Annotated in this window: 27 protein-coding genes and 1 tRNA gene; 13 read left to right on the forward strand and 15 right to left on the reverse strand. The window is 60.3% G+C overall.

Going from position 1 to position 25,586, the window contains the following annotated elements:
- Position 1 precedes the first annotated feature (1 nt).
- The 4 genes from ybaK to EGY12_RS12405 all read right to left on the reverse strand — a co-directional run bounded on the left by ybaK (position 2) and on the right by EGY12_RS12405 (position 5,005).
- Positions 2-481 carry a Cys-tRNA(Pro)/Cys-tRNA(Cys) deacylase YbaK gene (gene ybaK / locus EGY12_RS12390; RefSeq protein WP_123893847.1) on the reverse strand — a complete coding sequence of 160 codons (480 nt, stop codon included), beginning with the start codon at positions 479-481 and terminating at the stop codon, positions 2-4.
- Between the two features lie 228 nt (positions 482-709).
- On the reverse strand, positions 710-1,516 hold the full coding sequence (locus EGY12_RS12395) for a TraB/GumN family protein (RefSeq protein WP_123893849.1): 807 nt from the start codon (positions 1,514-1,516) through the stop codon (positions 710-712).
- A 133-nt stretch (positions 1,517-1,649) separates the two neighbouring features.
- Positions 1,650-4,361, reverse strand: coding sequence for a copper-exporting P-type ATPase CopA (gene copA / locus EGY12_RS12400; RefSeq protein WP_123893851.1), 2,712 nt, complete (start codon positions 4,359-4,361; stop codon positions 1,650-1,652).
- A gap of 206 nt (positions 4,362-4,567) precedes the next feature.
- On the reverse strand, positions 4,568-5,005 hold the full coding sequence (locus EGY12_RS12405) for a DUF2000 domain-containing protein (RefSeq protein ID WP_123893853.1): 438 nt from the start codon (positions 5,003-5,005) through the stop codon (positions 4,568-4,570).
- A 202-nt stretch (positions 5,006-5,207) separates the two neighbouring features.
- On the opposite strand from EGY12_RS12405, the gene EGY12_RS12410 reads away from it, so the two are divergent.
- On the forward strand, positions 5,208-6,029 hold the full coding sequence (locus EGY12_RS12410; protein WP_123893855.1) for an AraC family transcriptional regulator: 822 nt from the start codon (positions 5,208-5,210) through the stop codon (positions 6,027-6,029).
- 159 nt (positions 6,030-6,188) lie between these two features.
- Entirely contained in the window at positions 6,189-6,590 is a 402-nt protein-coding gene (gene cueR / locus EGY12_RS12415; RefSeq protein ID WP_047728634.1) for a Cu(I)-responsive transcriptional regulator, read from the forward strand.
- Here the strand turns inward: cueR and EGY12_RS12420 are convergent.
- Positions 6,587-7,048, reverse strand: coding sequence for an NfeD family protein (locus EGY12_RS12420; RefSeq protein ID WP_123893856.1), 462 nt, complete (start codon positions 7,046-7,048; stop codon positions 6,587-6,589). The genes cueR and EGY12_RS12420 overlap by 4 nt on opposite strands.
- A 2-nt stretch (positions 7,049-7,050) precedes the next feature.
- Entirely contained in the window at positions 7,051-7,956 is a 906-nt protein-coding gene (locus EGY12_RS12425) for an SPFH domain-containing protein (protein ID WP_004940203.1), read from the reverse strand.
- Positions 7,957-8,275: 319 nt separating this feature from the next.
- Here EGY12_RS12425 and cfa point away from each other — a divergent pair, with 319 nt between their 5' ends.
- Positions 8,276-9,427, forward strand: a complete 1,152-nt coding sequence (gene cfa, locus EGY12_RS12430) for a cyclopropane fatty acyl phospholipid synthase (protein ID WP_123893858.1) — start codon at positions 8,276-8,278, stop codon at positions 9,425-9,427.
- A gap of 130 nt (positions 9,428-9,557) precedes the next feature.
- Here the strand turns inward: cfa and EGY12_RS12435 are convergent, their stop codons facing one another.
- From EGY12_RS12435 to tesA, 3 genes are all read right to left on the reverse strand, one after another.
- On the reverse strand, positions 9,558-10,412 hold the full coding sequence (locus tag EGY12_RS12435) for a co-chaperone YbbN (protein WP_123893860.1): 855 nt from the start codon (positions 10,410-10,412) through the stop codon (positions 9,558-9,560).
- A 77-nt stretch (positions 10,413-10,489) separates the two neighbouring features.
- Positions 10,490-11,266 (reverse strand): SDR family oxidoreductase, encoded by a 777-nt coding sequence (locus tag EGY12_RS12440; RefSeq protein WP_060423505.1) that lies wholly within the window; start codon positions 11,264-11,266, stop codon positions 10,490-10,492.
- 26 nt (positions 11,267-11,292) lie between these two features.
- Positions 11,293-11,931, reverse strand: coding sequence for a multifunctional acyl-CoA thioesterase I/protease I/lysophospholipase L1 (tesA, locus tag EGY12_RS12445; RefSeq protein ID WP_172962957.1), 639 nt, complete (start codon positions 11,929-11,931; stop codon positions 11,293-11,295).
- Between tesA and ybbA the strand changes: the two genes are divergently transcribed.
- Both ybbA and ybbP read left to right on the forward strand, forming a co-directional pair.
- Positions 11,902-12,588, forward strand: coding sequence for a putative ABC transporter ATP-binding protein YbbA (ybbA, locus tag EGY12_RS12450; protein WP_004940192.1), 687 nt, complete (start codon positions 11,902-11,904; stop codon positions 12,586-12,588). The genes tesA and ybbA overlap by 30 nt on opposite strands.
- Positions 12,585-15,017, forward strand: a complete 2,433-nt coding sequence (gene ybbP / locus EGY12_RS12455) for a putative ABC transporter permease subunit YbbP (RefSeq protein WP_123893864.1) — start codon at positions 12,585-12,587, stop codon at positions 15,015-15,017. Before ybbA ends, ybbP begins: the two co-directional genes overlap by 4 nt.
- 69 nt (positions 15,018-15,086) lie before the next feature.
- Here ybbP and purK read toward each other — a convergent pair whose 3' ends face one another.
- From purK to ppiB, 4 genes are all read right to left on the reverse strand, one after another.
- Complete coding sequence (purK, locus tag EGY12_RS12460; protein WP_123893866.1) at positions 15,087-16,154, reverse strand: 5-(carboxyamino)imidazole ribonucleotide synthase; 1,068 nt, start codon at positions 16,152-16,154, stop codon at positions 15,087-15,089.
- Positions 16,151-16,675, reverse strand: a complete 525-nt coding sequence (gene purE, locus EGY12_RS12465) for a 5-(carboxyamino)imidazole ribonucleotide mutase (RefSeq protein ID WP_038875095.1) — start codon at positions 16,673-16,675, stop codon at positions 16,151-16,153. Before purE ends, purK begins: the two co-directional genes overlap by 4 nt.
- Before the next feature lie 149 nt (positions 16,676-16,824).
- Positions 16,825-17,547, reverse strand: a complete 723-nt coding sequence (locus EGY12_RS12470) for a UDP-2,3-diacylglucosamine diphosphatase (protein ID WP_015376912.1) — start codon at positions 17,545-17,547, stop codon at positions 16,825-16,827.
- Positions 17,548-17,557: 10 nt separating this feature from the next.
- Positions 17,558-18,052 carry a peptidylprolyl isomerase B gene (ppiB, locus tag EGY12_RS12475; RefSeq protein ID WP_004940183.1) on the reverse strand — a complete coding sequence of 165 codons (495 nt, stop codon included), beginning with the start codon at positions 18,050-18,052 and terminating at the stop codon, positions 17,558-17,560.
- Positions 18,053-18,361: 309 nt separating this feature from the next.
- Between ppiB and cysS the strand changes: the two genes are divergently transcribed.
- Entirely contained in the window at positions 18,362-19,747 is a 1,386-nt protein-coding gene (gene cysS / locus EGY12_RS12480; protein WP_123893868.1) for a cysteine--tRNA ligase, read from the forward strand.
- A 67-nt stretch (positions 19,748-19,814) separates the two neighbouring features.
- Here the strand turns inward: cysS and ybcJ are convergent, their stop codons facing one another.
- Positions 19,815-20,027, reverse strand: coding sequence for a ribosome-associated protein YbcJ (gene ybcJ, locus EGY12_RS12485; RefSeq protein ID WP_123893870.1), 213 nt, complete (start codon positions 20,025-20,027; stop codon positions 19,815-19,817).
- A gap of 10 nt (positions 20,028-20,037) precedes the next feature.
- Positions 20,038-20,904 (reverse strand): bifunctional methylenetetrahydrofolate dehydrogenase/methenyltetrahydrofolate cyclohydrolase FolD, encoded by an 867-nt coding sequence (gene folD, locus EGY12_RS12490; protein WP_004940177.1) that lies wholly within the window; start codon positions 20,902-20,904, stop codon positions 20,038-20,040.
- 205 nt (positions 20,905-21,109) lie between these two features.
- On the opposite strand from folD, the gene EGY12_RS12495 reads away from it, so the two are divergent.
- The 7 genes from EGY12_RS12495 (at position 21,110) to EGY12_RS12520 (ending at position 25,071) form a co-directional block, all read left to right on the forward strand.
- Positions 21,110-21,319 carry a hypothetical protein gene (locus EGY12_RS12495; protein WP_172962921.1) on the forward strand — a complete coding sequence of 70 codons (210 nt, stop codon included), beginning with the start codon at positions 21,110-21,112 and terminating at the stop codon, positions 21,317-21,319.
- Positions 21,298-21,636, forward strand: a complete 339-nt coding sequence (locus EGY12_RS12500) for a hypothetical protein (protein WP_123893871.1) — start codon at positions 21,298-21,300, stop codon at positions 21,634-21,636. The genes EGY12_RS12495 and EGY12_RS12500 overlap by 22 nt, the downstream gene beginning before the upstream one ends.
- Positions 21,637-21,732: 96 nt before the next feature.
- Positions 21,733-21,809: transfer RNA gene (locus EGY12_RS12505), tRNA-Arg, on the forward strand.
- 132 nt (positions 21,810-21,941) lie between these two features.
- Complete coding sequence (locus tag EGY12_RS12510) at positions 21,942-22,268, forward strand: gamma-glutamylcyclotransferase family protein (RefSeq protein ID WP_033647222.1); 327 nt, start codon at positions 21,942-21,944, stop codon at positions 22,266-22,268.
- A gap of 108 nt (positions 22,269-22,376) precedes the next feature.
- Positions 22,377-22,520: a hypothetical protein gene (locus tag EGY12_RS23365; protein ID WP_015376917.1), complete on the forward strand. Its 144-nt coding sequence runs from the start codon at positions 22,377-22,379 to the stop codon at positions 22,518-22,520.
- Positions 22,521-22,645: 125 nt separating this feature from the next.
- Positions 22,646-24,196, forward strand: a complete 1,551-nt coding sequence (locus tag EGY12_RS12515; RefSeq protein ID WP_123893873.1) for a glycosyltransferase family 39 protein — start codon at positions 22,646-22,648, stop codon at positions 24,194-24,196.
- A gap of 323 nt (positions 24,197-24,519) precedes the next feature.
- Entirely contained in the window at positions 24,520-25,071 is a 552-nt protein-coding gene (locus tag EGY12_RS12520) for a flavodoxin family protein (RefSeq protein WP_004940045.1), read from the forward strand.
- The last annotated feature ends 515 nt before the right edge of the window (positions 25,072-25,586 follow it).

The following is a 25,586-nucleotide window of genomic DNA, read 5'->3' on the forward strand; positions in this document are numbered from 1 at the left end:
GTCAGTCGCGTTTGGCGATGTCGGCGAAGCTGCCCGCCAGCAGGCGGCACAGATCGGCGGCGGCCAGCTCGATGTCCAGCCCGCGTTTGCCGCCGGAAACGTAGATGGTGGCGAACGCTTGCGCCGGGCTGTCGATCACCGTCGGCAGCCGTTTTTTCTGCCCCAGTGGGCTGATTCCACCCACCAGGTACCCGGTGACGCGCTGCGCCAGCTGCGGATCGGCCATCTCGGCCTTTTTAGCGCCGAGGGCGCGGGCGACCTTTTTCAGATCCAGCTGGGTGGCGACCGGTGTGACCGCCACCGCCAGGTGTTTGGCGTCGCCGTTCAGCGCCACCAGCAGCGTTTTGTAAACCCGATCGGCATCCAGCCCCAGCTTTTTCACCGCTTCGTCGCCGAAATTAGTTTCGTCGCTGTCGTGGTGATACGGATGAAGGGTAAAGGCGATCTTTTGTTTCTCAAGCAGAACGACTGCGGGCGTCATGATGTGTTGTCCAGAATGTCCCCTGCGGGGAAAGGGTGATAACCAGCCTTAAAAATACAAAAATCCGCCCAGCGCGGCAACCTGAGCGGCTGTTACATAAAGCGGGTTGCCAAGATATTCACCGGGTTGCTACCCTATTTACTGTAACCGTTAACACGGTTGCTATGCGTATAACTAAAATACAAGAAATTCCTCTTTGACTGGCCAATAGCGATATTGGCCTCTTTTTTAGCCCTGCGGCTGCAGCATCGCCGGCAGGTTATCCTCGCCATACAGGTGCAATGCGCCAACCGCCACCACATAGTCACCGGCCGGCAGCGCCTCCAGCTGACGCCGCCAATCGCGATTGCGCTGATGCATCAGCACGTCGTACAGCCCCGCGCTGAAGGTGGCGGGCAGGGTGTCCAGCGTGCCGCGCGGTTTGGCGTCCAGCCACCAGCTCACCATGGTTTGCAGCAGCCGCGCGTTGGTGTGCCAGTGCTCCAGCGTATCGCGCAGCAGCGCAATGCCGCCTTCCGGCAGCTGTTCCAGCATCGCCAACTGCTGCTGCGCCCCTTCCAGCTCGATCACCGGTTTGTCCTGTGCCCGGGCGGCCTGCAGCAGTTGATAGTCCACGCCATACTCCGCCCGCAGCCCCAGACGCTGAGCCTGGCGCGCCTGCATCATCAGCGCTACCTGCCAGCCGGGCAGGGTGGCGAAGGCGTGCGGGTCGGCGTTCAACTCACGGCACAGCGCCAGTAGCCGTTGATATTCTTCGGCGGACAGGCGCTGTTCCAGTACCGGCTGCAGCTCGGCGTGGTCGAAAGGCGAGGCGGAATCGGTGATATCGGCTTCGACGATCAGCGCGTCGGCCTGTTGCAGCCGGGCGGCCAGCCGGGGCGGCAACGGCGACATATCGACGGTGCCCATATGGATGCTGCCCACCAGATGCAGCCGACGATCGCCCGGCAGGGTGATATCCAGCGCCGGATAAGCGTATCGTTTGGGCGAGATCAGGCCGAGAAAGGCGGCGAGGCGGCGTAACAGTTGACCCATACGGCGTGACTCCTGGATGACGGGCGTGCGTTTAAGCATGAAAGATGAGGAAAAATCGTCATTCATGCTAAACGCTATCCGCCGCGCAGGAAAGCCCGGAAAACAGCGGGGCGCCATGACGGCGCCCCGGAGATTACTTCCTGGGTTTAAAACGCAGCAGCCGGTTGGCGTTGCTGACTACGGTAATGGACGACAGCGCCATCGCCGCGCCCGCCACCACCGGGCTGAGTAGCGTGCCAGTTAGCGGGTAGAGCACGCCCGCGGCGATCGGGATACCCAGCGTATTGTAGATAAAGGCGCCGAACAGGTTCTGCTTCATGTTGCGCAGCGTGGCCTTCGACAGTTCCACCGCATCCGCCACTCCGTGCAGGCTGTGGCGCATCAGGGTGATGGCGGCGGTCTCAATGGCGATGTCGCTGCCGCCGCCCATCGCGATGCCCACGTCGGCCTGCGCCAGCGCCGGGGCGTCGTTGATGCCGTCGCCGACCATCGCCACGCGCCGGCCCTGTGACTGCAGCTGCTTGATCGCCGCCGCTTTGCCGTCCGGCAGCACGCCGGCAATCACCCGATCGATTCCGGCCTCTTTGGCGATGGCGTTGGCGGTCACCGGGTTATCGCCGGTCAGCATCACCAGCTGATACCCCTGCTGGTGCAGGCGCTGCAGCGCCGCGACGCTGTCCTCGCGCAGCGGATCGCGAATGGCGAACAGCGCGGCCGGCTTACCGTCAATGGCCAGCAGCACCGGCGTCACGCCACGTTCAGCCTGGGCGCGCATCGGCGCTTCCAGTTCGGCGGTCGCGACCTGATGCTGTTCCAGCAGCGCGGCGTTGCCCAGCAACAGCTGCGCGCCGTCGATTTCCCCGCTGACGCCGGCGCCACGCAGGGTGCGGAACTGCGCTATCTGCGGCAGCGTTTGCCCGGCGGCGCGTTCCATGATGGCGCGCGCCAACGGGTGGTTGGAGCTTTGCTCCAGCGCGGCGGCCCAGCCGATCGCCTGTTGCTCGCTGACCTGATTGAAGGTCAGGATCTCCACCACCTGCGGCTTCCCTTCGGTCAGGGTGCCGGTTTTGTCGAACACCAGGGTATCCAGCTGGCTGGCCTGCTGCAGGGCGTCGGCGTCGCGTACCAGCACGCCGAACTCCGCCGCGCGGCCTACGCCGGAGATGATCGACATCGGCGTTGCCAATCCCAATGCGCACGGGCAGGCGATGATCAGCACCGTGGTGGCGATCACCAGCGTGTAGACCAACTGAGGCTGCGGGCCGAAGAAGTACCACATCGCCGCGCTGAACAAGGCTATCGCCACCACTGCCGGCACGAACACCGCCGAGACGCGGTCGGCCAGCTGGCCGATCGCCGGTTTACTGCTCTGCGCCTGACGCACCAGTTTGATGATGCGCGCCAGCGTGGTTTGGCTGCCGATGGCGGCGGCGCGGAACAGCACGCTGCCGTCGTCGACCACCGTCCCGGCATGCACCGTATCGCCGGCGCCTTTCTGTTGTGGCACCGCTTCGCCGGTCAGCATCGCTTCATCGAGCCAGACTTCGCCCTGCACGATTTCACCGTCGACCGGCACGCGATCGCCGGTGGTCAGCCGCAGCGTCATGCCGAGCTGTACCTCCGCCAGCGGGATATCGCGCTCGCCGTCGTCGGTTACCAACCGCGCTGTGGGCGGCGTCAGATCCAGCAATCGCTCCAGCGCCTGCGAAGAACGCTGACGAGCACGCTGTTCCAGCGCATGGCCGAGGTTGATCAAGCCGATAATCATCGCGCTGGCCTCGTAATAGAGGTGGCGCGCCTCCATCGGGAAGAAATCGGGCCAAATGTTGACGGCGATCGAGTAAAGCCAGGCGGCGCCGGTGCCGAGCGCCACCAGGGTATCCATGGTGGCGCTGCCGTTCATCAGCGCGCGCCAGGCGTTGCGGTAGAAGTGCCCACCGGCGAACACCATCACCGCCAGGGTGATGACGCCGACCAGCAACCAGGGGCGCTGGGTTTCCGGCGTCAGCGTCATGCTGCCGCCGAACAGTCCCCAGGCCATCAGCGGGATACCCAACGCCAGCCCGAGCGCCGCCTGCCAGCTAAAGCGCTTCATGTTGGCGCGTGCGGTCTGCTGCTGGCGTTCGCGGCGTTCGGTCTCGTCCTGAATCATTTCGGCGCCGTAGCCGGCTTTTTCTACCGCCGCCACCAGCGCCTGCGCATCGGCGGCGCCGGTTATCAGCGCGCTGCGTTCCGCCAGGTTGACGCGCGCATGCTCTACGCCGGGAACGCTCTGCAGCGCCTGCTGTACTTTATTGACGCAGCTGGCGCAGGTCATGCCGCTGAGCAGCAGCTGCACGCTGTCGTCCGTGTTATCGGTTGCCGGAAGAGAGGATTGCGCCGCTGGCTGAACGTCCGGCAACGAAGGTGTTGCGTCAGTCAACGGCTCAGTTTTTGGGGCGACGGCGTCCGCTACGCTGGCGTGATAACCGGCATCTTCCACCGCGGCGATCAGCGTTTGCGGATCGGCATCGCCGTACACTTTCGCGCCGTCGATAGCGACGTCGGCGGCGAACACGCCCGGCACCGCTTCCAGCGCCTTGCGGGTGGTGCCGACGCAGTGCATGCAGCTCAGGCCGCTCAGTTGCAGTTCGGTATCGGCGTGCGGCGCGACTTCGGCCTGATAACCGGCGGCGATCACACTATCGATCAGCGCGCTGTCCGGCGCGTCGCCGGTCACTTTGGCGTAATGCACGTTAACGTCCGCCTGTTCGACGTCGCTGCGGCTTTCCAGGGCTTTTTTCACCCGCTGCGCGCAGTTCATGCAGGACAGCCCCTGCAATGCCAGCATAGTGGTGTGTGACATGATTGGACTCCTTGCTTAGAAGGCGGTGTTTAAAGGTTAACCGCCTGACCTGTTTTCACTAAGAATGGAGCTTAAACCTTCCAGCAAGGGTAAGGTCAAATTGTTTTTACGCTTTAATAATGAAAATAACTCAGCGACCGCATGTTTAATTTGCGATGACACCTTATTCCTTGAGGGGGTATTTATCGATTGAGTCTTTTGGACAACTATCCAAATAGATCTAATTTCGCGACCAATTTTGATATCGCTTTTTTATTGCCGACCAACGCCAATCCTGAATAAATCATGTCGGGTAATGGAGTTTTTGAAACGGCATGCAGAAACGCATCATAATCCTTGGTTTGTTGTCCTTGGATAGGAAAATCAATCAAATCAATATGGAGCAACTCGCATGCCTTTTCACGCACGTTACGCATCGTCTCGACGGAGGTTGATAATACGGTGACGCCTATTGGGATAAGGCCAGGATGAGAGACATTGGTGGCATCGATCAAGGGGGAACCGACCAACTCCGGGTGGCGCTGTCCTATGGTGAGGGCAATAACCGCTGCGGCATTGGCTGCCTGGCCTAACGGCAGATCATTGTTAAGAATAATCACACATTTTTCCTGGCTAATATTCTGGGTGACTTTATTTTCTGTCATGGTTTATCCTCATGTTATTTATCAACGAAAGCGTTATCATCAGTGCGCTATTAAAACCTATTTCTGTTGAGGGGCTTTAACGCGATATCTAATTTGTACGGCGAGCGGACGTAAAGTTAATAGACACTATGCTAGAATCGAAATAACCTGTCTTGAACGCTATTGCAAAAACGTTACTTATTGCGGTTTTGGAGTTTGCCAAATGACACCAATTCAATCGGACATTAGTATCTGGCGCTCTTCTGAGTTGCAGGCAGAGCTGATTCATGGGCGTTTTGTAGACTATGCATATGATGTGCATACTCATGAAACGGCTTGCTTCGCTTTGCTTACAGAAGGCAGCATTCGCATTAAAATGCGTGGGAGCGAGTTCGTCGCCCATAAGGGAGAGCTCTATGCCATTGATGCCGAAGAGCCGCATGCAGGTTGGGCAATTGACGAAAATGGCTGGCGATTGCGCACGCTGTATGTTGATGTCGGCTATTTACGTCAGTTGGTCAGAGAAGGGCATGGCGCACAGCTGCCTATGCTTGCCGGCCCTATCATCAAAGATCCTGAGGTGATTGCTGATCTTTACTCGTTGCATCACTGCTCAGAAGTTGAAGGTTCCCGTCTGTTTAGGGATCAGGCGTATCTCTCCTTTGCCGATAAACTGTTTGAGCGGCATGTAAGGCATCGCCACGTTGTGACAAGAGAAGGCAAGGAGTTGAATCGGGTTAAGATGGCCAGAGATTTTTTGGATGCTCACTTATGTGACAATATCAGCTTGATTGCAATTGCTGGGGAGGTGGGGCTTCCACAGTACAAATTATTTCGCGCCTTCGAACGTACCTATGGAATGACACCCCACGCATATCAGCGCCAAGCTCGGGTGCGCTATGCTATGCAGCTGTTGAGGCAAGGTATCTCGCTCATCGATGCCGGGGAGGTGTCGGGTTTTTCTGATCAGGCTCATTTTACACGCTGGTTTAAACGTTTTATGGGCATCACGCCGGGGCAATATCAAAAAGCGGTGATTTCATAAACACGTTGTATGCTGGTGGCAGTTGCAACTGCGCTGTGCTTGTCGTTATTGAGTGATGACGGGACAGGAATGCGGTTAAACGAGCATCTGGTCTGTGAAGCACTTGATTCGGATGGCAGGAATTTTCCTTCCGGTCAGTGGGATAGACAAGGAGTAAACATGAATATTAGCGACGTCGCGAAAAAAACAGGGTTAACCAGCAAAACGATTCGTTTTTACGAGGAGAAAGCGCTGATTACTGCCCCGATTCGCAGCGATAACGGTTACCGCCACTATTCCGCCAGGCACGTTGAAGAGCTGACGCTGCTGCGCCAGGCGCGGCAGGTGGGCTTCAACCTGGACGAGTGCCGCGAGCTGGTGGCGTTGTTCAACGATCCGGCCCGCCACAGCGCCGACGTGAAGGCGCGCACGCTGCAGAAGGTGGCGGAGATCGAAAGGCACATCAGCGAACTGGGCGAAATGCGCCAGCGCCTGCTGGCGCTGGCCGACCAATGCCCGGGCGACGAGGGGGCGGAGTGCCCCATCATCAACAACCTGGCGGGGTGTTGCCGTTCTAATTAACGCTTGATGGCGCGGATCACCAGCGTCACGCCTTCCACGGCCACCACTTCCACTTCGGTGCCGGCGGGCAGATCTTCCGCCGCCTGAGCGCGCCAGCTGCTGTCGCCGATATTGATGCGCCCCATACCGTTGTGCATTGGCTCCGTCAGCGTGGCGCGGGTGCCGATCAGCTGACGGTTGCGCTGGTTAAGCACCGGCGAGCCGCCGGATGCGGCCGTGGGGCGCCGGCGCAGCCAGTACCACCAAAGGTAGGCGACGACGACGGTCAGGACGGCGAAGATTACGCCCTGCCACTCCCAGGAGAGCGGCGGCAGCAGCCAGATCAGAGCGCCGACCAACAGCGCCGCCACGCCGCTCCACAGCAGGTAGCCGCCGGCGCCGAGCATTTCCGCCGCCAGCAATACGCCCCCGAGGGAGAGCCAAAACCACAGCGGATTCGCCGCGATCAGTTCGAGCATGATTATTTGCCTTTGCTTTCTTTCAGCAGCTCGGTAATGCCGCCGATCGAGCCAAGCAGGCTGCTGGCGTCCAGCGGCATCATCACCACCTTGCTGTTGTTGGAGGAACCGATCTTCTGCAGCGCGTCGGTGTATTTCTGCGCCACGAAGTAGTTCACCGCCTGAATGTTGCCGCTGGCGATGGCGTCGGACACCAGCTGGGTGGCGCGCGCCTCGGCCTCGGCGGCGCGTTCGCGCGCTTCCGCCTGCAGGAACGCCGACTGGCGTTCGCCCTCGGCCTTCAGGATCTGCGATTGTTTCTCCCCTTCGGCGCGCAGAATGGCCGCCTGACGCACCCCTTCCGCCTCGAGGATGTCGGCGCGCTTGGTACGCTCGGCCTTCATCTGGGCGTTCATCGAGGCGATCAGTTCCGCCGGTGGGCGTACGTCGCGGATCTCGATACGGGTGATTTTCACCCCCCACGGATTGGTCGCTTCATCGACGATGTGCAGCAGGCGGCTGTTGATGCTGTCGCGTTGCGACAGCATTTCGTCCAGCTCCATCGAACCGAGCACGGTACGGAAGTTGGTCATGGTCAGGTTGACGATCGCCTGTTCGAGGTTGCTGACCTCGTAGGCGGCGCGTGCCGGATCGACCACCTGGATAAAGCACACCGCGTCGATGGCGACGTTGGCGTTATCGCGGGAAATTACCTCCTGCGAAGGAATGTCCAGCACTTGTTCCATCATGTTGATTTTACGGCCGATGCGGTCCATGAACGGCACCACCAGGTTCAGGCCCGGCATCAGCGTTTTGGTGTAGCGGCCGAAGCGTTCTACCGTCCATTGGAACCCCTGCGGCACAATTTTGACGCCGGCGAACACCACAATCAGTGCGACGACGATCACGATGGGAATAAAAGTAAGCATGCAAACCTCCTGTCAGACATATGTAAACAGATATTACGTCAGCGCCGGAAAAATGCCTACCGTTACCGCGACTTAATCCAGAGCGTTGACCAAACCGGCGAACAGCGGATCTTGCGTCTGGAACAGAGTGCTATCACGACAAGTGTGGCACAGCTAAAAAATAAGTATGCCTAAATGGCATGATTTCAATAATTTTTATTCATTTCATGATGTTGCTCGCCTTGGCTAGAGTAAAAACACCCCCGTGTTTATCGTCAAAAATTTGTCATTTCTATTTGCGACTATGCTTTTTGAAATGACATTTCGGCCAAGGATTGTTATGGATTCGCTCAGTGTTGATGAACTCGCCCAGAAGAAGGATCGCTGGTATCGCATTGTGGAGGAGATGTTGGCGGAAGCCGGCATCGCCATCAACGGCCCGCGCGCCTGGGATATCCGGGTGCACAACCCGGCGCTGTTCAAACGCATTTTGCAGGAAGGCTCGCTCGGCTTTGGTGAAGGCTATATGGACGGTTGGTGGGAGTGCGAACGGTTGGACGTGTTGTTCACCCGCATTCTGCAGGCCGGCGTCGATGAGCGGCTGCCGAAAAGCCTGAGCGACATCGCGCGCATCGCCTATGCCCGGCTGTTCAACCGCCAATCGCGCAAGCGCGCCTGGCAGGTGGGCAAAGAGCACTACGACATCGGCAACGACCTGTTCCGGGCGATGCTCGATCCTTATATGCAATACTCTTGCGGCTACTGGAAAGAGGCGCAGACGTTGGAACAGGCGCAGCAGGCCAAACTGCGGATGATCTGCGAAAAACTGCAGCTGAAACCGGGCATGACGCTGTTGGATATCGGCTGCGGCTGGGGCGGGTTGGCGCAGTTCGCGGCGCAAAACTACGGCGTCTCGGTGCACGGCGTGACGATTTCTGCCGAGCAGCAGAAGCTGGCGCAGGCGCGCTGTGCCGGGCTGGACGTTGAGATCTTGCTGCAGGATTACCGCGATCTGGATCGCCAGTTCGATCGCATCGTGTCGGTCGGCATGTTCGAGCATGTCGGGCCGAAAAATTACGAAACCTATTTCAGCGTCGTGGCGCGTAACCTGAAGCCGGACGGCCTGTTCTTGCTGCACACCATCGGATCCAATCAGACCGATCTCAACGTCGACGCCTGGATAGACAAATACATTTTCCCCAACGGCTGCCTGCCTTCGGTGCGGCATATCGCCGAGGCCAGCGAGGGGCGTTTCGTGATGGAAGATTGGCACAACTTTGGCGCCGATTACGATCGCACCCTGATGGCATGGCTGGAAAACTTCAAACGGGCGTGGCCGGATCTGGCGGGCGGTTATTCCGAACGCTTCGAGCGCATGTTCACTTATTACCTGAACGCCTGCGCCGGCGCGTTCCGTTCGCGCAACATTCAGCTGTGGCAGGTGTTGTTCAGCCCGGCGGGCGTGGAGGGTGGGGTGCGGGTTTATCGCTGATATCCCCGTTATATTTCAAGCTGCATCTGTGTTGGCTGCGTTTGCGCGCCCCGGTCGCTTACTTGAGTAAGTTCCCGGGACTGACGAACGTGCAGCCAACAACGATGCGGCTGGGAAGACGAAGAATATATCAGTACAGCAGGGAGTACAGCTGGCGGCGATATTTACCGGCCAGCGCGTCGCCGGTGCCGAGTGCGGCCAGAATGTCCATCAGGGTCTTGCGCGCGTTGCCGTTGGCGGCAGCCAGATCTTTCTTCAGATGTCCCATCAGCAGTTCCAGCGCTTCTTCGTTACGCCCGACCTGATGCAGCTGCAGCGCCAGCTGCACCGCCAGTTCGACGTTGCCTGGCTGTTGCTGCACCTGCTGTTGCAGCTGTTGGATTTCCGGCGTGTCCGCTGCCTGCTTCAACAGTTCAATCTGTGCCACCAGGCCCTGATAGCGAGTATCGCGATCCTGCAGCGGGATGGTCGCCAGCACCGATTCGGCGTCTTCGCTGCGGTTGAGTGCGATCTGAGTTTCGGCCAGCGTCAGGCCGATGTCGCTGCGCTGTTGGCTGCTCTGCCAGGCGTCTTTCAGCAGCGGCAGCGCTTCGGCGGCGTTGCCGGCGGCCAGCAATTCCTGCGCCTGCGCCAGTTTCAGATCTTCTTCCTTCGGCAGGAAACGCTGCAGCAAGTCGCGGATCGCTTCTTCCGGCTGCGGGCCCTGGAAGCCGTCGACCGGCTGACCATCTTTAAACAGGTAGACCGTCGGAATGGAACGCAGCCCGAACTGGGAGGCGATCATCTGTTCGGCGTCGCAGTCCACCTTGGCCAGAATGAACTGACCGGCGTATTCCGCCGCCAGTTTGTCCAACACAGGCGTGAGCTGCAGGCAGTGTTGGCTGCGCTCGGACCAGAAGTAGAACAGCACCGGAATGGACATCGACTGTTCCAGCGTCTGGTGCAGGTTAGTTTCGTTAATATCAACAACAGCTTGAGCTAGCATCTTTTTTCTCTCTGATCGTGCGGAGCCATGGGGTGTAAATGGGGGCGCGCCGCCATTCTTCAACCCCGGCGGACGAATTAAGCGTTGCTGCGCAGCAGCCAATCCAGGCAGCGGCCGGGCAAAATGCGGCGCAGCACGCTCATCGCGTGCGCCAGCAGGGTCACCGGGTAGCGCAGTTTGGCGCGCGGGCTTTCCAGCGCGTGGCGCAGCTTGGGCAGAATGGCCTCCGGCGGCAGCGTCAGGCGCTTGGCGATGCCGGGGTTGTGCACCGGCTTGTCGCTCTGCGCCTGGTTGACGTTCTGGCTAAAGTGGGTGGAAATCGGCCCCGGTTCGATCAGGCTGACCTGAATGCCGCTGCCGTGCAGCTCCATGCGCAGCGCGTCCGACCAGGCCTCCAGCGCGAACTTGCTGGCGGCGTAGGCACCGCGCCCGGCGCTGGAGACCAGGCCCATCACCGAGCTGGTCTGGATAATGCGCCCTTCGCCGTGCGGCAACATCGCGGGCAACAATAGCTGGGTCAACTGGTGGGTGCCGAACAGGTTGGTGGCGAACTGTCGTTCCAGCTGGCTGCGCGAAATGCGGCTGAGCGGGCCGTAAACGCCAAAGCCGCCGTTGTTGAACAAGCCGTACAGGCGGCCGCCGGTCAGCGCGATCACCTCGGCGGCGGCGCGCTCGACGCTGGCGCTGTCGTCCAGATCCAGCTCGATGCCTTCCAGCCCGAGCTGGCGCATGTTTTCCACGTCCTGCGGCTTGCGACAGGCGGCCAGCACCCGGTAGCCGCGGTTGCGCAGATCCTGTGCCGCAATCAGTCCAATCCCGCTGGAGCAGCCGGTTATCAATACTGCTTTTTGCATAACTTTACCTAGTGTACGACCCTAATTTAGTGAGACTCATGTTTTACTAACGGTTCCAGGCGCTCCGCCATCCAGGAGGCGATAAACGGCTGGGCGTCCCCATTGGGGTGCAATCCGTCATCCTGCATCCATTCCGGCTTCACCACCACCTGTTCCATATAGAACGGCAGCAGCGGAATGTTGAACTGCTTGGCCAGCGCCGGGTAGACGGCGCTGAACGCCTCGGTATAGCGGCGGCCGTAGTTAGGCGGGATGCGGATCTGCATCAGCAACGGCTGCGCGCCGGCCTGTTGCACCAGCGTGATGATCTGGCCAAGATCGCGCTGCACGTCCTGCGCCGGGAAGCCGCGCAGGCCGTCGTTGGCGCCCAGCTCAACCAGAACCCAGCGTGGCTGATGTTGTTTCAGCAGTGCGGGCAGCCGTGCCAGCCCCTGCGCGGCGGTGTCACCGCTGATGCTGGCGTTGACCAGCTGTGGCGCGCCCGGTTTTTTCTGCCACTGTTCGGCCAACAGCGTCGGCCAGGCCCGCTCGATCGGCAGGCGGTAACCGGCGCTTAAACTGTCGCCCAAAATCAACAAGGTATCGGCGGCGACAGCGCGTAAACTGAATAATCCCAACAGCAAAAGGAAGGGAAGATGCCAGCGGAAAACGTTCTTGAAGTTCATCATCTTAGTAAACACGTTGGTCAGGGTGAGCATCAGCTCACCATCCTTACCGGAGTCGAGCTGCTTGTCAAACCCGCGCAGACGATCGCCCTGATCGGCGAATCCGGATCGGGGAAATCGACCCTGCTGGGCATTTTGGCCGGGTTGGATGACGGCAGCGAGGGCGAGGTGCGCCTGCTCGGCGAGTCGCTGACCGCGCTGGACGAAGAAGGCCGCGCCGCGCTGCGCGCCAGGAACGTCGGCTTCGTGTTTCAGTCGTTCATGCTGGTGCCGACGCTGAATGCGCTGGAAAACGTGCAGTTGCCGGCGCTGCTGCGCGGCGAGAGCGACAGGCAGAGCCGCGAGCAGGCGGTGCAGCTGCTGGAACAGCTGGGGCTGGGCAAACGGCTCGATCACCTGCCGGCGCAGCTGTCCGGCGGCGAGCAGCAGCGTGTGGCGCTGGCGCGTGCCTTCAGCGGCCGGCCGCGGGTACTGTTCGCTGATGAACCGACCGGCAACCTCGATCGCCAGACCGGCGACCGCATCGCCGATCTGTTGTTCTCTCTCAACCGTGATTTTGATACCACCCTGATTCTGGTTACCCATGACGAAACCCTGGCGGCGCGCTGCCAGCGGCGGCTGCGGCTGCGCGAAGGCAAGCTGTGGGAGGAAGCATGATCTGGCGCTGGTTTTGGCGCGAATGGCGCTCGCCGTCGCTGCTGATCGTTTGGCTGGCGCTGACGCTCTCCGTCGCCTGTGTGCTGGCGCTGGGCAGCATCAGCGATCGCATGGACAAAGGGCTTAGCCAACAGAGCCGCGATTTTATCGCCGGCGATCGGGTGCTGCGCAGCGCGCATCCAGTGCCGGAAGGCTGGTTGCTGGACGCGCAGCAGCAGGGGCTGAAGGTGAGCCGTCAGCTGTCGTTCACTACCATGACCTATGCCGGCGATCGACCGCAGCTGGCGGACGTGAAAGCCACCGATCTGGCCTATCCGCTGTACGGCAAGCTGGAAACGCGCCCGGTCAACATCAAGCCTGAACCGGGCAGCGTGCTGGTGGCGCCGCGTTTGCTGGCGCTGCTGAACGTGAAAGTGGGGGATTCGCTCGAGGTGGGCGACACCACGCTGCGCATCGCCGGTGAAATTATTCAGGAGCCGGACGCCGGCTTCAACCCGTTCCAGACCGCGCCGCGTATCATGATTAACCTGGCGGACGTCGATAAGACCGGCGCGGTGCAGCCGGGCAGTCGCCTGACCTACCGCTACATGTTCGCCGGCGCCGAACCGGATATTCAGCGTTACGAAGCGCGGTTGACGCCGCAGTTGACGCCGGATCAGCGCTGGTTCGGGCTGCAGGAGTCCGGTAGCGCGCTCGGCAAATCGCTGCAGCGATCCCAACAGTTCCTGCTGTTGTCGGCCCTGCTGACGCTGCTGTTGTCGATCGCCGCCGTGGCGGTGGCGATGAGCCACTATTGCCGCAGCCGCTACGATCTGATCGCGGTGCTGAAAACCCTTGGCGCCGGGCGCGGCGCGCTGCGCAAATTGATCGTCGGCCAGTGGCTGGCGGTGATGGCGCTGGCGGCGGTGTGCGGCGGGGCGATCGGGTTGGCGTTTGAAGCGCTGCTGCTCCGCCTGCTCAAGCCGGTATTGCCGGCCGCGCTGCCGGCCGCCGGCGCCTGGCCGTGGCTATGGGCGCTCGGCGCGCTGGTGCTGATTTCGCTGCTGGTCGGGCTGCGGCCGTATCGCCAGCTGCTGGCTACCCAGCCGCTGCGGGTGCTGCGCCGCGACGTGGCGGCCAACGTCTGGCCGCTGCGCTACTTTCTGCCGGTGACGGCGGCGATCGTGGTGGCGCTGCTGGTGATGCTGATGGGGGCAAGCACGCTGCTGTGGGCGATCCTGGCCGGTATGGCGGTGCTGGCGCTGCTGCTGGGCGGCATCGGCTGGGGCAGTCTGCTGCTGCTGCGCCGCATCACGCTCAAGAGCCTGGCGCTGCGGCTGGCGGTTAACCGCCTGCTGCATCAGCCGTGGGTGACCATCAGCCAGCTGGCGGCATTCTCGCTGTCGTTCATGCTGTTGGCGCTGCTGTTGGTGCTGCGTGGCGATCTGCTCGAACGCTGGCAGCAACAGTTGCCGCCGGATAGCCCGAACTATTTCCTGCTCAACATGACCGAGGCGCAGGTGCCTCAGGTGAAAACCTTCCTGCAACAGCACCAGATCAAGCCGGAAACCTATTATCCGATCGTCCGGGTGCGCCTGACTGAGATAAACCAGCAGCTGGCGACCGAGCGGGTGCATGAAGACGATCCGGGCGGCGAGGCGGTGAACCGCGAGCTGAACCTGACCTGGCTGGCCGATTTGCCGGATCATAATCCGCTGGTGGCGGGCAGCTGGCCGCCGAAAAGCGGCGAAGTCTCGATGGATGAAGGCATTGCCGGGCGGCTGAAGATCAAGCTGGGCGACACGCTGACCTTCAGCGGCGATACCCAGGCGTTCAGCGCCAAGGTCACCAGCCTGCGCCAGGTGGATTGGGAAAGCCTGAAGCCGAACTTTTACTTCATCTTCCCGCCGGGCGCGCTGGACGGCCAGCCGCAGACCTGGCTCACCAGCTTCCGCTACGACGGCGACGGCCAGATGCTGACCCAGCTCAACCGCCAGTTCCCGACGCTCAGCCTGCTGGACATCGGCGCGATCCTGAAACAGGTCGGCGGCGTACTGCAGCAGGTTAGCCGCGCGCTGGAGGTGATGGTGGTGCTGGTAGTGCTGTGCGGCGGCTTACTGCTGCTGGCGCAGGTGCAGGTCGGCATGCGCCAGCGCCGCCAGGAGTTGGTGGTTTACCGCACGCTGGGGGCCGGCAAACGGCTGCTGCGCCGCACGCTGTGGTGCGAGTTCGCCCTGCTGGGGCTGGTGGCGGGCATCGCGGCGGCGGTGGGCGCCGAGGCGGCGCTGTGGCTGCTGCAGAGCCGGGTGTTTGACTTCCCGTGGACGCCGACGCCGGTGCTGTGGTGGGCGCTGCCGCTGGCCAGCGCGCTGCTGCTGTCACTGTGCGGCGGCTGGCTGGGCGTGCGCCTGCTGCGCGGCCGGGCGCTGTTCCGCAGTTATGAGGGGTGATGTTGGCTTAGCGGGATGAAAAAAGGGGTTAGCCTAAGGCTAACCCCTTTTACTTTCGGCGGCGGTGCCTTAGGCCAGCTTCTGCTGTGCCCAGGCCAGCCCGCTTTGGTATTCGCCCGGCAGCAGCGGCGCCAGCGCCTGCAGCGCCTGGCGCAGATCGGCGGCGTTCGGGTCGTTCAGATTGAGGTGGCCGACCTTGCGGCCCGGGCGCACTTCTTTCTCATACCAGTGCAGATGCACCAGCGGCAGCGACAGCCACTGTGGGTTGACGCCGGTGCCTATCAGGTTGACCATCACCGACGGCGTGCTCACCACCGGCTGCGGCAACGGCAGGCCAAGGATGGCGCGCAGATGCAGTTCGAACTGACTCATGGACGCGCCGTTTTGCGTCCAGTGGCCGCTGTTGTGCACGCGCGGCGCCAGTTCGTTGATCAGCAGCCGATCGCCGACGATAAAGCACTCCATCGCCATCACGCCGACGTAGTTCAGCTCGTTCAGGATCGCCGCCAGCATCTGCTCGGCCTGTTGCTGCAGCGCCGGGTTGGGCTGCGGCAGCGCCACGCTGGTGCGCAGGATGCCGTCTTCATGCAGATTGTGGGTCAGCGGGTAGAAGACCGAACGGCCGTCGTGGCCGCGCGCGCCCACCAGCGACACTTCGCCGGAGAAATTGATGCCTTGCTCGACGATGCACTCGCCATAGGCGTCAGCCGGCAGTTCGGCTTCCTGGCCCGGGCGCAAGCGCCATTGGCCGCGGCCGTCATAGCCGCCGACCCGGCGTTTGACGATCGCCAGCTCGCCCAGCGAAGCGAATACCTGCGGCCATTCGGCGGCGCTCGCCAGCAGCTGCCACGGCGCGGTCGCCAGGTCGAGCTGATCGAGCAGCTGTTTTTGCGTCAGGCGATCCGCCAGGCGCGGGAAGATGTCGCGGTTGACGAAGGCGCTGTGGGTCGCCAATTCGCGCGTTAGCGCGGTTTCCGGCCAGCGTTCGATCTCGGCGGTAATGACGCTGTTCTGATACGGCACCGCCTCGGGCTCGGCATCGATGCCGACGGGGTAAACGGCGATGCCCAGCGGTTCGCCGGCCTGGCGCAGCATGCGCCCCAGCTGGCCGTTGCCCAGTACGCAAACCGGCTTCATGCGTCCTCCCGCGGATCGGGGTGGTTCAATACGTCCTCGGTCTGCGCCCGGCGCCAGTCCGCCAAACGCTGTGCCAGCGCAGCGTCGTGCAATGCCAGGATCTGCATCGCCAGCAGCCCGGCGTTGGCGGCGCCGGCTTTGCCGATCGCCAGCGTGCCCACCGGAATGCCACGCGGCATCTGCACGATGGAGTAGAGGCTGTCTACGCCGCTCAGCGCGGCGCTTTGCACCGGCACACCCAGCACCGGCACCAGGGTTTTCGCCGCCAGCATGCCCGGCAGATGCGCCGCACCGCCGGCGCCGGCGATGATCACGTCAAAACCGTTGGCGGTAGCCTGCTCGGCGAAGCTGAACAGCTTGTCCGGCGTGCGGTGGGCGGAAACGACTTCGACATGGAAGGGGACTTCGAGCTGGGTCAGGACTTCGGCGGCGAACTGCATGGTGGCCCAGTCACTTTTCGAACCCATTACAATTGCGATTTTCGCCCCGGTAGTGGCGGCTGAAGCGGCGTTGGCTCCCATGGGTGTAAGGCTCCTGTGATTTGTCTGGCGTCGGCTGAGGGCCGAATGAGGGCGTAGAGCATACCATGAGCGCACGGCGAGGAAAACGGTTGCGTCGCCGGTTTTCACCGCCGAAAGCGCGAATTTTCACTCGCGCGCCAGTCCGGGGTTCAGAATGGGAATTGGATCAGCTCGACGGCGTCGGCGCTGACTTTGATCATCGATCCTTCGACGTGCCAGGCGCCCAGCACCGCGCGATGGGCTTCGCCGTTGCTCAACGCCAGCCGGTGCACTGCCGGGCGATGGGTATGGCCGTGGATCATCCAGTGCACGTCGTGGCGCAGCATCGTCTGTTCGACTGCCTGCGGGTTGACGTCCATGATGGCTTCCGATTTGTACTGGTTGGATTGCTGGCTACGGGCGCGCATGTTGGCGGCGATCTTCAGTCGCCAGCGCAGCGGCAGCGCCAGGAACAATTTTTGAATCAGCGGGTTGTGCACTTTACGGCGGAACTGCTGATAGGCTTGATCGTCGGTGCACAGGGTGTCGCCGTGCAGGATCAGGATCCTGCGGCCGTACAGCTCCAGCACTTTTTCTTCCGGCAGCAGCTGCATGCCGCTGGCGCGGGCGAAGCGCTTGCCGAGCAGAAAATCGCGGTTGCCGTGGATGAAATAGCAGGGCACGCCGGCCTGTTGCAGCGCTTTCAGCGCCGCGGCGATCTCCGCGTGCAGCGGCTCGGGATCGTCGTCGCCGATCCAGGCTTCAAACAGGTCGCCGAGGATGTAAAGCGCGTCGGCGTGGACCGCTTCGCGCCGTAAAAAACGCAGAAAACCGGCAGTGATTGCCGGTTCCTGTGCGCACAAGTGCAGATCTGCGATGAACAGCGTACTCATGCAGCCGCGATTACTCGCTGACGGTCACGCTGTTGATCACCACGTCTTCTACCGGTACGTCCTGGTGCATGCCGCTGCGGCCGGTTTTCACGCCTTTGATCTTGTTGACCACGTCCATGCCTTCAACCACTTCAGCAAACACGCAGTAGCCCCAGCCCTGCACGTTTTCGCCGCGGAAGTTCAGGAAGTCGTTGTCTGCCACGTTGATGAAGAACTGTGCGGTGGCGGAGTGCGGATCGTTGGTGCGCGCCATTGCCAGGGTGCCGATGGTGTTTTTCAGACCGTTGTTGGCTTCGTTCTTGATGGTCGCGTTGGTCGCTTTCTGGTTCATGCCCGGCTCGAAACCGCCGCCCTGGATCATGAAGCCGTTGATCACACGGTGGAAGATGGTGTTGTCGTAGAAACCGGCGCGGCAGTAGTTCAGGAAGTTTTCAACGGTAACCGGCGCTTTGTCAGCAAAGGTCTTGATAACGATATCGCCGTGATTGGTGTGGAAAGTAACCATAGTTTTAATCCTAACAAGGTGAAGTGAGACGTCACGTAAAGCGAGTGAACATTCAGACCGCCCTTATAACATATCCACCCCAACGAGTCAGCAGTGGCTCAACCGCGCACTGTCTGTGGTAATTGTATTTATGTTATATTATAACAATTATGCCGATCGCCGAATTTCGCGCATTTTATTCGCGTGAAATCAGCAAAGCATGGCCTTAACCTTGCAATAGATCAGGCTTCAGGTTTCAATACGCTACCGGGCGGAAAACCTGAGGCCCGGTTATCTTTTTTGTTATCACGCACACCACGGAATCTCCCGATGCTAAAGATTTTTAATACCCTGAGTCGTCAAAAAGAGGAATTCAAACCCATTCATGCCGGGAAAGTGGGCATGTACGTGTGCGGGGTAACCATCTATGACCTGTGTCACATCGGCCACGGTCGTACCTTTGTCGCTTTCGACGTGGTAGCGCGTTACCTGCGTTATCTCGGCTATTCGCTGAACTACGTGCGTAACGTCACCGACGTGGACGACAAAATCATCCGCCGCGCGGCGGAAAATCATGAGACCTGCGACCAGCTGACCGAACGCATGCTGGCGGAAATGCACGCCGACTTTGACGCGCTGCTGATCGATCGCCCGGACAGTGAACCGCGCGCGACCCAGCATATCGCCGAGATCATTGAGATCACCCAGCGCCTGATCGATCGCGATCACGCCTATGTGGCCAGCAACGGCGACGTGATGTTCTCCATCGACAGCGATCCGCAATACGGGCTGCTGTCGCGCCAGGATCTGGATCAACTGCAGGCCGGCGCGCGCGTAGAGATCGACGACGTGAAGCGCAACCCGATGGACTTCGTGCTGTGGAAAATGTCCAAGCCGGGCGAGCCGAGCTGGCAGTCGCCGTGGGGGCCGGGCCGTCCGGGCTGGCACATCGAATGTTCCGCCATGAACTGCAAGCAGTTGGGCACCCACTTCGACATCCACGGTGGCGGTTCCGATCTGATGTTCCCGCACCACGAGAACGAGATCGCACAGTCGAGCTGCGCCCACGACGGCCCGTATGTCAATTACTGGATGCACTCCGGCATGGTGATGATCGATAAAGAGAAGATGTCCAAATCGCTGGATAACTTCTTCACCATTCGCGACGTGCTCGGCCATTACGATGCGGAGACGGTGCGTTACTTCCTGATGTCCGGCCACTATCGCAGCCAGCTGAACTACAGCGAAGAGAATCTCAAGCAGGCGCGCACCGCGCTGGAGCGCCTCTATACTGCGCTGCGCGGCACCGACGCCGATGCCGTGCCGGCCGGCGGCGAAGCATTCGAAGCCCGCTTCCGCGAAGCGATGGACGACGACTTCAACACCCCGGAAGCCTACTCGGTGCTGTTCGATCTGGCGCGCGAGGTTAACCGCCTCAAGGGTGAAGACATGGCGGCGGCTAATGGTATGGCGGCGGAACTGCGCAAGCTGGCGAACGTGCTCGGCCTGCTGCAGCAGGAGCCGGAACAGTTCCTGCAAGGGGGCGCTCAGGTTGACGACGGCGAAGTGGCGGAGATCGAAGCGCTGATCAAACAGCGTAACGAAGCGCGTGCTGCCAAGGATTGGGCGCTGGCGGATGCCGCTCGCGATCGGTTGAACGAGATGAACATCGTGCTGGAAGACGGCCCGCAGGGCACCACCTGGCGCCGTAAGTAATCCGGCCGCAGGGAAAAACAAAAAAGGCGCTGAATTAAGCGCCTTTTTCTATTGCGATAACTGAGGGTTATGGCTTGACCATGACCTTGCCGCCATCAAATTCCACCATCTGATCTGCGACGATCTTGCAGCGTTTGCGGGTTTCGACCTTGCCGTCGACTTTCACCCGCCCTTCGGCGATGACTTCTTTGGCGGCGCCGCCGCTTTCACACCACCCCTGGAACTTCAGCAGATCGCACAGTTCGACGTGGGGATGATTGTCCAGATTGAAAATTTCCATACTGCCTTACTTATTTAGGTTGAACGTCGTGATATTCCTCGCAGGCCTGCAAGGTATTTTGGATCAGTGTAGCAACGGTCATCGGGCCGACGCCACCCGGCACTGGGGTGATGTAGGCGGCGCGCTCGCTGGCGGCATCGAAATCCACGTCGCCCACCACTTTACCGCTTTCCAGACGGTTGATGCCGACGTCCACCACGATGGCGCCCGGTTTGATCCAGTCGCCTGGAATGAAGCCCGGTTTGCCGACCGCCACCACCAGCAGATCGGCGTTCTCAACGTGATGACGCAGATTCTTGGTGAAGCGGTGGGTGACGGTGGTGGTGCAGCCGGCCAGCAACAGCTCCATGCTCATCGGGCGGCCGACGATGTTGGACGCGCCGACCACCACGGCGTTCAGGCCGTAGGTATCGATGTTATAACGCTCAAGCAGGGTGACGATGCCGCGCGGCGTGCACGGGCGCAGCTTAGGCGCGCGCTGGCACAGGCGGCCGACGTTGTACGGGTGGAAGCCGTCGACGTCTTTGTCCGGGTGGATGCGTTCCAGTACCTTGACGTTATCGATACCGGCCGGCAGCGGCAGCTGCACCAGAATGCCGTCGATTTCCTCATCGGCGTTCAACTGGTCGATCAACGCCAGCAGCTCGGCTTCACTGGTGGCAGCGGGCAGGTCGTAGGAGCGGGAAAGGAAGCCGACTTCATCGCAGGCGCGGCGCTTGCTGGCGACGTAAATTTGCGAAGCCGGGTTCTCGCCGACCAGCACAACCGCTAGCCCTGGGGCGCGTTTGCCGGCCGCCAGACGTTGTTTCACTTGCTCAGCCACTTCGTTTCTAACCTGCTGCGCAATCGTTTTACCATCAATAATCTTTGCTGACATCAGTGTGGAAATCCATCAATTAAGAAAAGCGGGGATGCCGCTATTCTGGCAGAAGCTGAGCGCGCTGTCAGGCGCAGAATCACCCTCGCGGCCGTTGCCGACGCCGATTTACGCTTTTTTTATGCCGGCCTCAGGATCCTCTACGCCATTTTTACCTGCATTTGGATACGCTGGGGCCGTTCACAGGGTGAAAGAGGGTAGGATCATGAGAGCGATAACCCGGCTTTATCCGTTGCATCACCAGCCTGACGAGCAACCGACGGAGCCTAAACACGTGGGGGAAACGGTGTTCGATTCTTCGCTGCATCCGGCGGACAGCGCCCAGCTCACCGCGCTGCATCAGCTTAGTAAGCATGAAGTAGCGCCGTCGTGGCGTGCGCGCCTGAGTGCGCTGTGGCGGAGGCTGTGCGCATGAAGGGCTGCGCCTGGGCAGGCTGCATGCTGTTGCTGTTTTGGGCATCGGAGAGCCTGGCTTCTTTAAACAGCTCACGCCCTGACGCCACGCTGGGAAAAAGGGTGGCGGCGACCTGCAACGCGCGGGTGGTTGAGCGCGCCGATTGGAGCGACATCGCGGCGGTGGTGCAGTCCGCTCGCCTTTGCCGGTGGTGGGGTGACGGGCGGCAGTGGTCCGAGCGCGCGCCGGTTTACCTGGGCGTCGGCCTGGTTCGGCATCGCGGCGCCCGGCTGTCGGAAACCCTAGCCGCACGGGCGCTGGCGGAAAAAACGCCATAAAGCACGGCCGCCGCCGTCACGTCATGAAAAGGCATTGACTCGTTAACCTCTGACCGTATAATCCCAACCCGCAGCCGCAGGTTGCCGCATCTCAATGCGCCCTTAGCTCAGTTGGATAGAGCAACGGCCTTCTAAGCCGTAGGTCATAGGTTCGAATCCTATAGGGCGTGCCATTACTCCCTTGATTTTCATCCCCACACGTGTTCCCTCAAAAACTCGATTGCGTAACCCATACGCCCGTTGGCTGGCTGCTGAGCGTCGTGCTATGTTCATGCGCTAACTTTCAGTCAGTTGCAGAGTGAAAAATGCAAAGCTTATTCGTTTACGGCACCCTGGGGCCGGGCAGACCCAACGCGCACATTATGGAAGCCATCGGCGGCAGCTGGGAAGAAGGCAGCGTTGGCGGATCGCTGCTTAACGAAGGCTGGGGCGCCGAGATGGGCTACCCAGGCATCGTGTTGGATAACAGCGGAAATCGGGTGAATGGTTTTCTGTTCCGTTCAGCTAATCTCGTCAACCACTGGCCGACTCTCGATGCGTTCGAAGGCGAGGGGTATGAACGGGTAGCGGTCAGCGTCACCACCGCCGGCGGCGAAACCGTCGATTCGTTTATCTACATGTTGAAGAAATGATATGAGCCGCCTCGCCGAGTGGGTGCGAGGCGCTTGACCCGCCGGCAATTGAACTTTCGTTTATTTTGCCGCGCTACAATAGGCGAAAATTTCCCCATGGAGCCTATCGTGCGCAAATCCAGATTCTTTCTCGTGACCTTGCTGTGCCTGTGCGCCGCCGCTGTGCTGTATGTCATGGCATACCGGGCGCTGGGGCATTATCTCAGCGACGGCGAGAAGGCCTACCCGGATATCAGCGTTGAAATCCGCTGAAGGCCGTGCGCCGCGGCGGTGATTGCGCCGACTTTTTCACACTGATTTACCCGCCATTTACCCGCCGTCAGCAATGATGACGCAGCGTCTCCACACTGTGTGGTTCTTTTTGGCGGAATGCGGTTATGTCACTGCAACAGGTATCGAATGTCTCCTTGAGCAACAACGGCTTAAAGGGCATCGGTTACAAACATTACGCGTTGGCGATCGTGGCGTTTTCGGCGATCGTGCGGTTTATTTCCTTAACGGATCGGTACTTTTGGTGTGATGAAGCCTCCAGCGTGCTGACCAGCCGCTATGATGTGGGCGCTTTGCTGTACCACGCCTCCTTCGATGTTCACCCGCCGCTTTATTACCTGTTGCTGCATGGCTGGATGGTGCTGTTTGGCGACAGCATCATGGCGGCCCGTTCGCTGAGCCTGGTGTTCGGCGTGGCGACGGTGGCGCTGGCGATGCGCTTTACCCGGTGGTTGGCTAACGAGCGGGCGGCGCTGATAACGGGATGGCTGATGGCAATCATGCCGATGGCGGTGCGTTACAGCCAGGAGGCGCGGATGTATGCGCTGATGGGGTTGCTGGCGATCGCCGCCGCCATGGTGTTGGCGAAGTGGCTGAAAACGCCGGATAACCGCCGCTATCTGGCGCTGTATGCGCTGCTGATGACGCTGAGTTTTTATACCCATTACTTCACTATTTTCACGCTGATCGCTCACTGGCTGGTGGTGTTGGTGCTATCGTGCCGCCGCGAAGGCGTAAGTTACATCAAGCAGCCGGCGTGGTGGCTGGCCAATGCAGCCATCGGTGTGGCCTACATTCCTTGGCTGCTGGTGCTGTTCAATCTGTTGGCGCATATCGCCGAACTGCGGGTCGGTGGCGACGTCGGTTGGATCCCTCAGGTTACCTGGCGCGATCTGCCGGCGATGTACTGGCGATTTTTTACCGGCGATGATGGCGGCAATTACCCGGCGGCTATTCTCTGGCTGCTGCCCGCGATGTTTGTCGCGTTGTGCGCGCTGCTGCTGAAACGGCGCGCGATGCCAAGGACATTCTCGCTGCTGCTGCTTGGCGGTATTCTGATCCCGGTAACGCTGGTATTCGCCATTTCCTGGCGCACGCCGCTGTTTGTCGATCGCTACCTCTATTCCGCCGCGCTCGGCATTCCGCTGGTGTTGGGCGTGCTGATTGCCGGAACGAAAAGCCGGGTGCGCGGGATCTCTTTGCTGTTGTTCTTCAGCCTGCTGTTCGGCTGCGGCGTGCGTAACGACTACCCGGTCGAGAAAGATGAGTTCAAGGTGATGGTGCACTATATCAACAGCCACTATCAGCCTAACGATGCGGTGGTGGTCAGCAACATGTTCAACTACCTGAGCTACGTGTATTACAACAAGAAGGGCTATCGCGCTTTGCTGTATACCCCGGCCAGGCCCAACGGCATTTCGGGTAAGCCTAATGCCTATGGCTTCGGCACCTTCTTCCACGATCGGGCGGCGCAGACCTATGTCGATAAGCTCAGCGTTTTATCGCAAGGCCATCGCCGGGTCTGGCTGGTCAGCGGCGGGGATTTCAATCAGGATTTCGGCCGTTCGCCGCCGGGGTGGGTCAATACCGGCACCTTCAAGAGCGGCGGTTTCGAATCGCGCCTGTTCGTGGTGCGCGACACCAAAACGGCGCGTTGAGCGAAATGTCATATTTCCCATTAGGCGTTACATCTGACCGAGCAAACTTACGCGGGGATGACAGTTCTATACATTGGGATTGGTACTGTAGCTCTACCCGATGATGTTGTGTGTTATCCATTCCCTGTAGTGTATTACCCCATCCCTGTTAAGTTTATCCCGCCTTGCGCGGGATTTTTTTTATCTGCGCTGCCGGATGGCGTAACGCGATTTTTTTGAATAACACCGTCAGTTTTATTCGGTATTCAGCCGTTGCGCGCTTGATTAGATTGAACGCGAGAGGGGCGCCGTCGGCGCCTGTGTGCAATGAGTGGAGAATTTCTATGGCGAAGACAGTAGTGGTGTTTCATTCCGGCTACGGCCATACCGAGCGTTTGGCGAAAGTGGTGGCGGAAGGCGCCGGGGCGGAGCTGATCGCCATCGATCAGAACGGTGATATCAGCGACGAAGCCTGGCAGACGCTGGATGAGGCGGACGCCATCATCTTTGGTTCGCCGACCTATATGGGTGGCCCATCCTGGCAGTTCAAGAAATTCGCCGACGCCAGCTCTAAGGCTTGGTTCGGCCGCAAGTGGCAGGACAAAGTGTTCGGCGGCTTTACCAACAGCGCCAGCTTGAACGGAGACAAGCAGGTAACGTTGATCGCGCTGCAGACGTTGGCTTCGCAACACGGCGGCCTGTGGGTCAGCCTGGGGCTGCTGCCGGCCAACACCAAATCGGCGCAGCGCACCGACGTCAATAACCTGGGCGGTTCGGTGGGGCTGCTGGTGCAGACCCCGGCGGATGCCGGCGTGGATGAGATGCTGTCGGGCGATCTGGCGACCGCCAAGCTCTATGGCCAGCGCGTAGCGGGTTTTGCCGCCAAACTGGCGTAAGATCTTCCGTGCGGATGGGGCGCTGACGCGGCTGAACGGATGCCGCGTTCATTTTCTCTGCACAATTGGTGTATAAGCTGCGAAATGTTATTAGCCTGCTTGGGCTAACACTGCATTTCGTACAAATATTCCCGGTTCCTAGGCCGGGTTTTTTGTTGCTAAGGTCCGCTTAAGCTTTCACCGCTATACTGCGCGGCAGCACGGGCATGCAATGCATGGCTGTGTCGTAACTGTCGATTTGCTGTTGTTCAAGCAAGCCCGCGCTATATGCGGGCTTTTTTTGGGTTGTTATTGCACGGACGACCCAGTTGCAGGAAAATAATCGCGTAGTTATTCAAACATTATTCAATGACCAATAACCACAAGCTTATTAATGTAATTAACGCCGTCGGCGGCCTATTACGCTATGCGCTATGCTGACAGCAGAGTTGGCATTATTTGCTAACGCTGTGCGGCGATCCCGCCGCGGATGCATGAGGCTAAGAAAAGTCTGTTAATTAAATGTTAATGTTTTT

This window comes from Serratia sp. FDAARGOS_506 (genome assembly GCF_003812745.1).
In the GTDB taxonomy this organism is placed as follows: Bacteria; Pseudomonadota; Gammaproteobacteria; order Enterobacterales; family Enterobacteriaceae; genus Serratia.

Bases quoted from the DNA above. Each gene is read 5' to 3' on its own strand.
- EGY12_RS12435 (WP_123893860.1), bottom strand. From the start codon at position 10,412: ATGCTAGCTCAAGCTGTTGTTGATATTAACGAAACTAACCTGCACCAG.
- ybaK (WP_123893847.1), bottom strand. From the start codon at position 481: ATGACGCCCGCAGTCGTTCTGCTTGAGAAACAAAAGATCGCCTTTACC.
- ppiB (WP_004940183.1), bottom strand. From the start codon at position 18,052: ATGGTTACTTTCCACACCAATCACGGCGATATCGTTATCAAGACCTTT.
- cueR (WP_047728634.1), top strand. From the start codon at position 6,189: ATGAATATTAGCGACGTCGCGAAAAAAACAGGGTTAACCAGCAAAACG.
- copA (WP_123893851.1), bottom strand. From the start codon at position 4,361: ATGTCACACACCACTATGCTGGCATTGCAGGGGCTGTCCTGCATGAAC.
- EGY12_RS12515 (WP_123893873.1), top strand. From the start codon at position 22,646: ATGTCACTGCAACAGGTATCGAATGTCTCCTTGAGCAACAACGGCTTA.
- tesA (WP_172962957.1), bottom strand. From the start codon at position 11,931: ATGAACTTCAAGAACGTTTTCCGCTGGCATCTTCCCTTCCTTTTGCTG.
- EGY12_RS12425 (WP_004940203.1), bottom strand. From the start codon at position 7,956: ATGCTTACTTTTATTCCCATCGTGATCGTCGTCGCACTGATTGTGGTG.
- EGY12_RS12470 (WP_015376912.1), bottom strand. From the start codon at position 17,547: ATGAGTACGCTGTTCATCGCAGATCTGCACTTGTGCGCACAGGAACCG.
- ybbA (WP_004940192.1), top strand. From the start codon at position 11,902: ATGCCAGCGGAAAACGTTCTTGAAGTTCATCATCTTAGTAAACACGTT.
- EGY12_RS12495 (WP_172962921.1), top strand. From the start codon at position 21,110: ATGAGAGCGATAACCCGGCTTTATCCGTTGCATCACCAGCCTGACGAG.
- EGY12_RS12420 (WP_123893856.1), bottom strand. From the start codon at position 7,048: ATGCTCGAACTGATCGCGGCGAATCCGCTGTGGTTTTGGCTCTCCCTC.
- EGY12_RS12395 (WP_123893849.1), bottom strand. From the start codon at position 1,516: ATGGGTCAACTGTTACGCCGCCTCGCCGCCTTTCTCGGCCTGATCTCG.
- cysS (WP_123893868.1), top strand. From the start codon at position 18,362: ATGCTAAAGATTTTTAATACCCTGAGTCGTCAAAAAGAGGAATTCAAA.
- cfa (WP_123893858.1), top strand. From the start codon at position 8,276: ATGGATTCGCTCAGTGTTGATGAACTCGCCCAGAAGAAGGATCGCTGG.
- folD (WP_004940177.1), bottom strand. From the start codon at position 20,904: ATGTCAGCAAAGATTATTGATGGTAAAACGATTGCGCAGCAGGTTAGA.
- EGY12_RS12520 (WP_004940045.1), top strand. From the start codon at position 24,520: ATGGCGAAGACAGTAGTGGTGTTTCATTCCGGCTACGGCCATACCGAG.
- EGY12_RS12440 (WP_060423505.1), bottom strand. From the start codon at position 11,266: ATGCAAAAAGCAGTATTGATAACCGGCTGCTCCAGCGGGATTGGACTG.
- EGY12_RS12405 (WP_123893853.1), bottom strand. From the start codon at position 5,005: ATGACAGAAAATAAAGTCACCCAGAATATTAGCCAGGAAAAATGTGTG.
- purE (WP_038875095.1), bottom strand. From the start codon at position 16,675: ATGGGAGCCAACGCCGCTTCAGCCGCCACTACCGGGGCGAAAATCGCA.
- EGY12_RS12510 (WP_033647222.1), top strand. From the start codon at position 21,942: ATGCAAAGCTTATTCGTTTACGGCACCCTGGGGCCGGGCAGACCCAAC.
- ybcJ (WP_123893870.1), bottom strand. From the start codon at position 20,027: ATGGAAATTTTCAATCTGGACAATCATCCCCACGTCGAACTGTGCGAT.
- EGY12_RS12410 (WP_123893855.1), top strand. From the start codon at position 5,208: ATGACACCAATTCAATCGGACATTAGTATCTGGCGCTCTTCTGAGTTG.
- purK (WP_123893866.1), bottom strand. From the start codon at position 16,154: ATGAAGCCGGTTTGCGTACTGGGCAACGGCCAGCTGGGGCGCATGCTG.
- ybbP (WP_123893864.1), top strand. From the start codon at position 12,585: ATGATCTGGCGCTGGTTTTGGCGCGAATGGCGCTCGCCGTCGCTGCTG.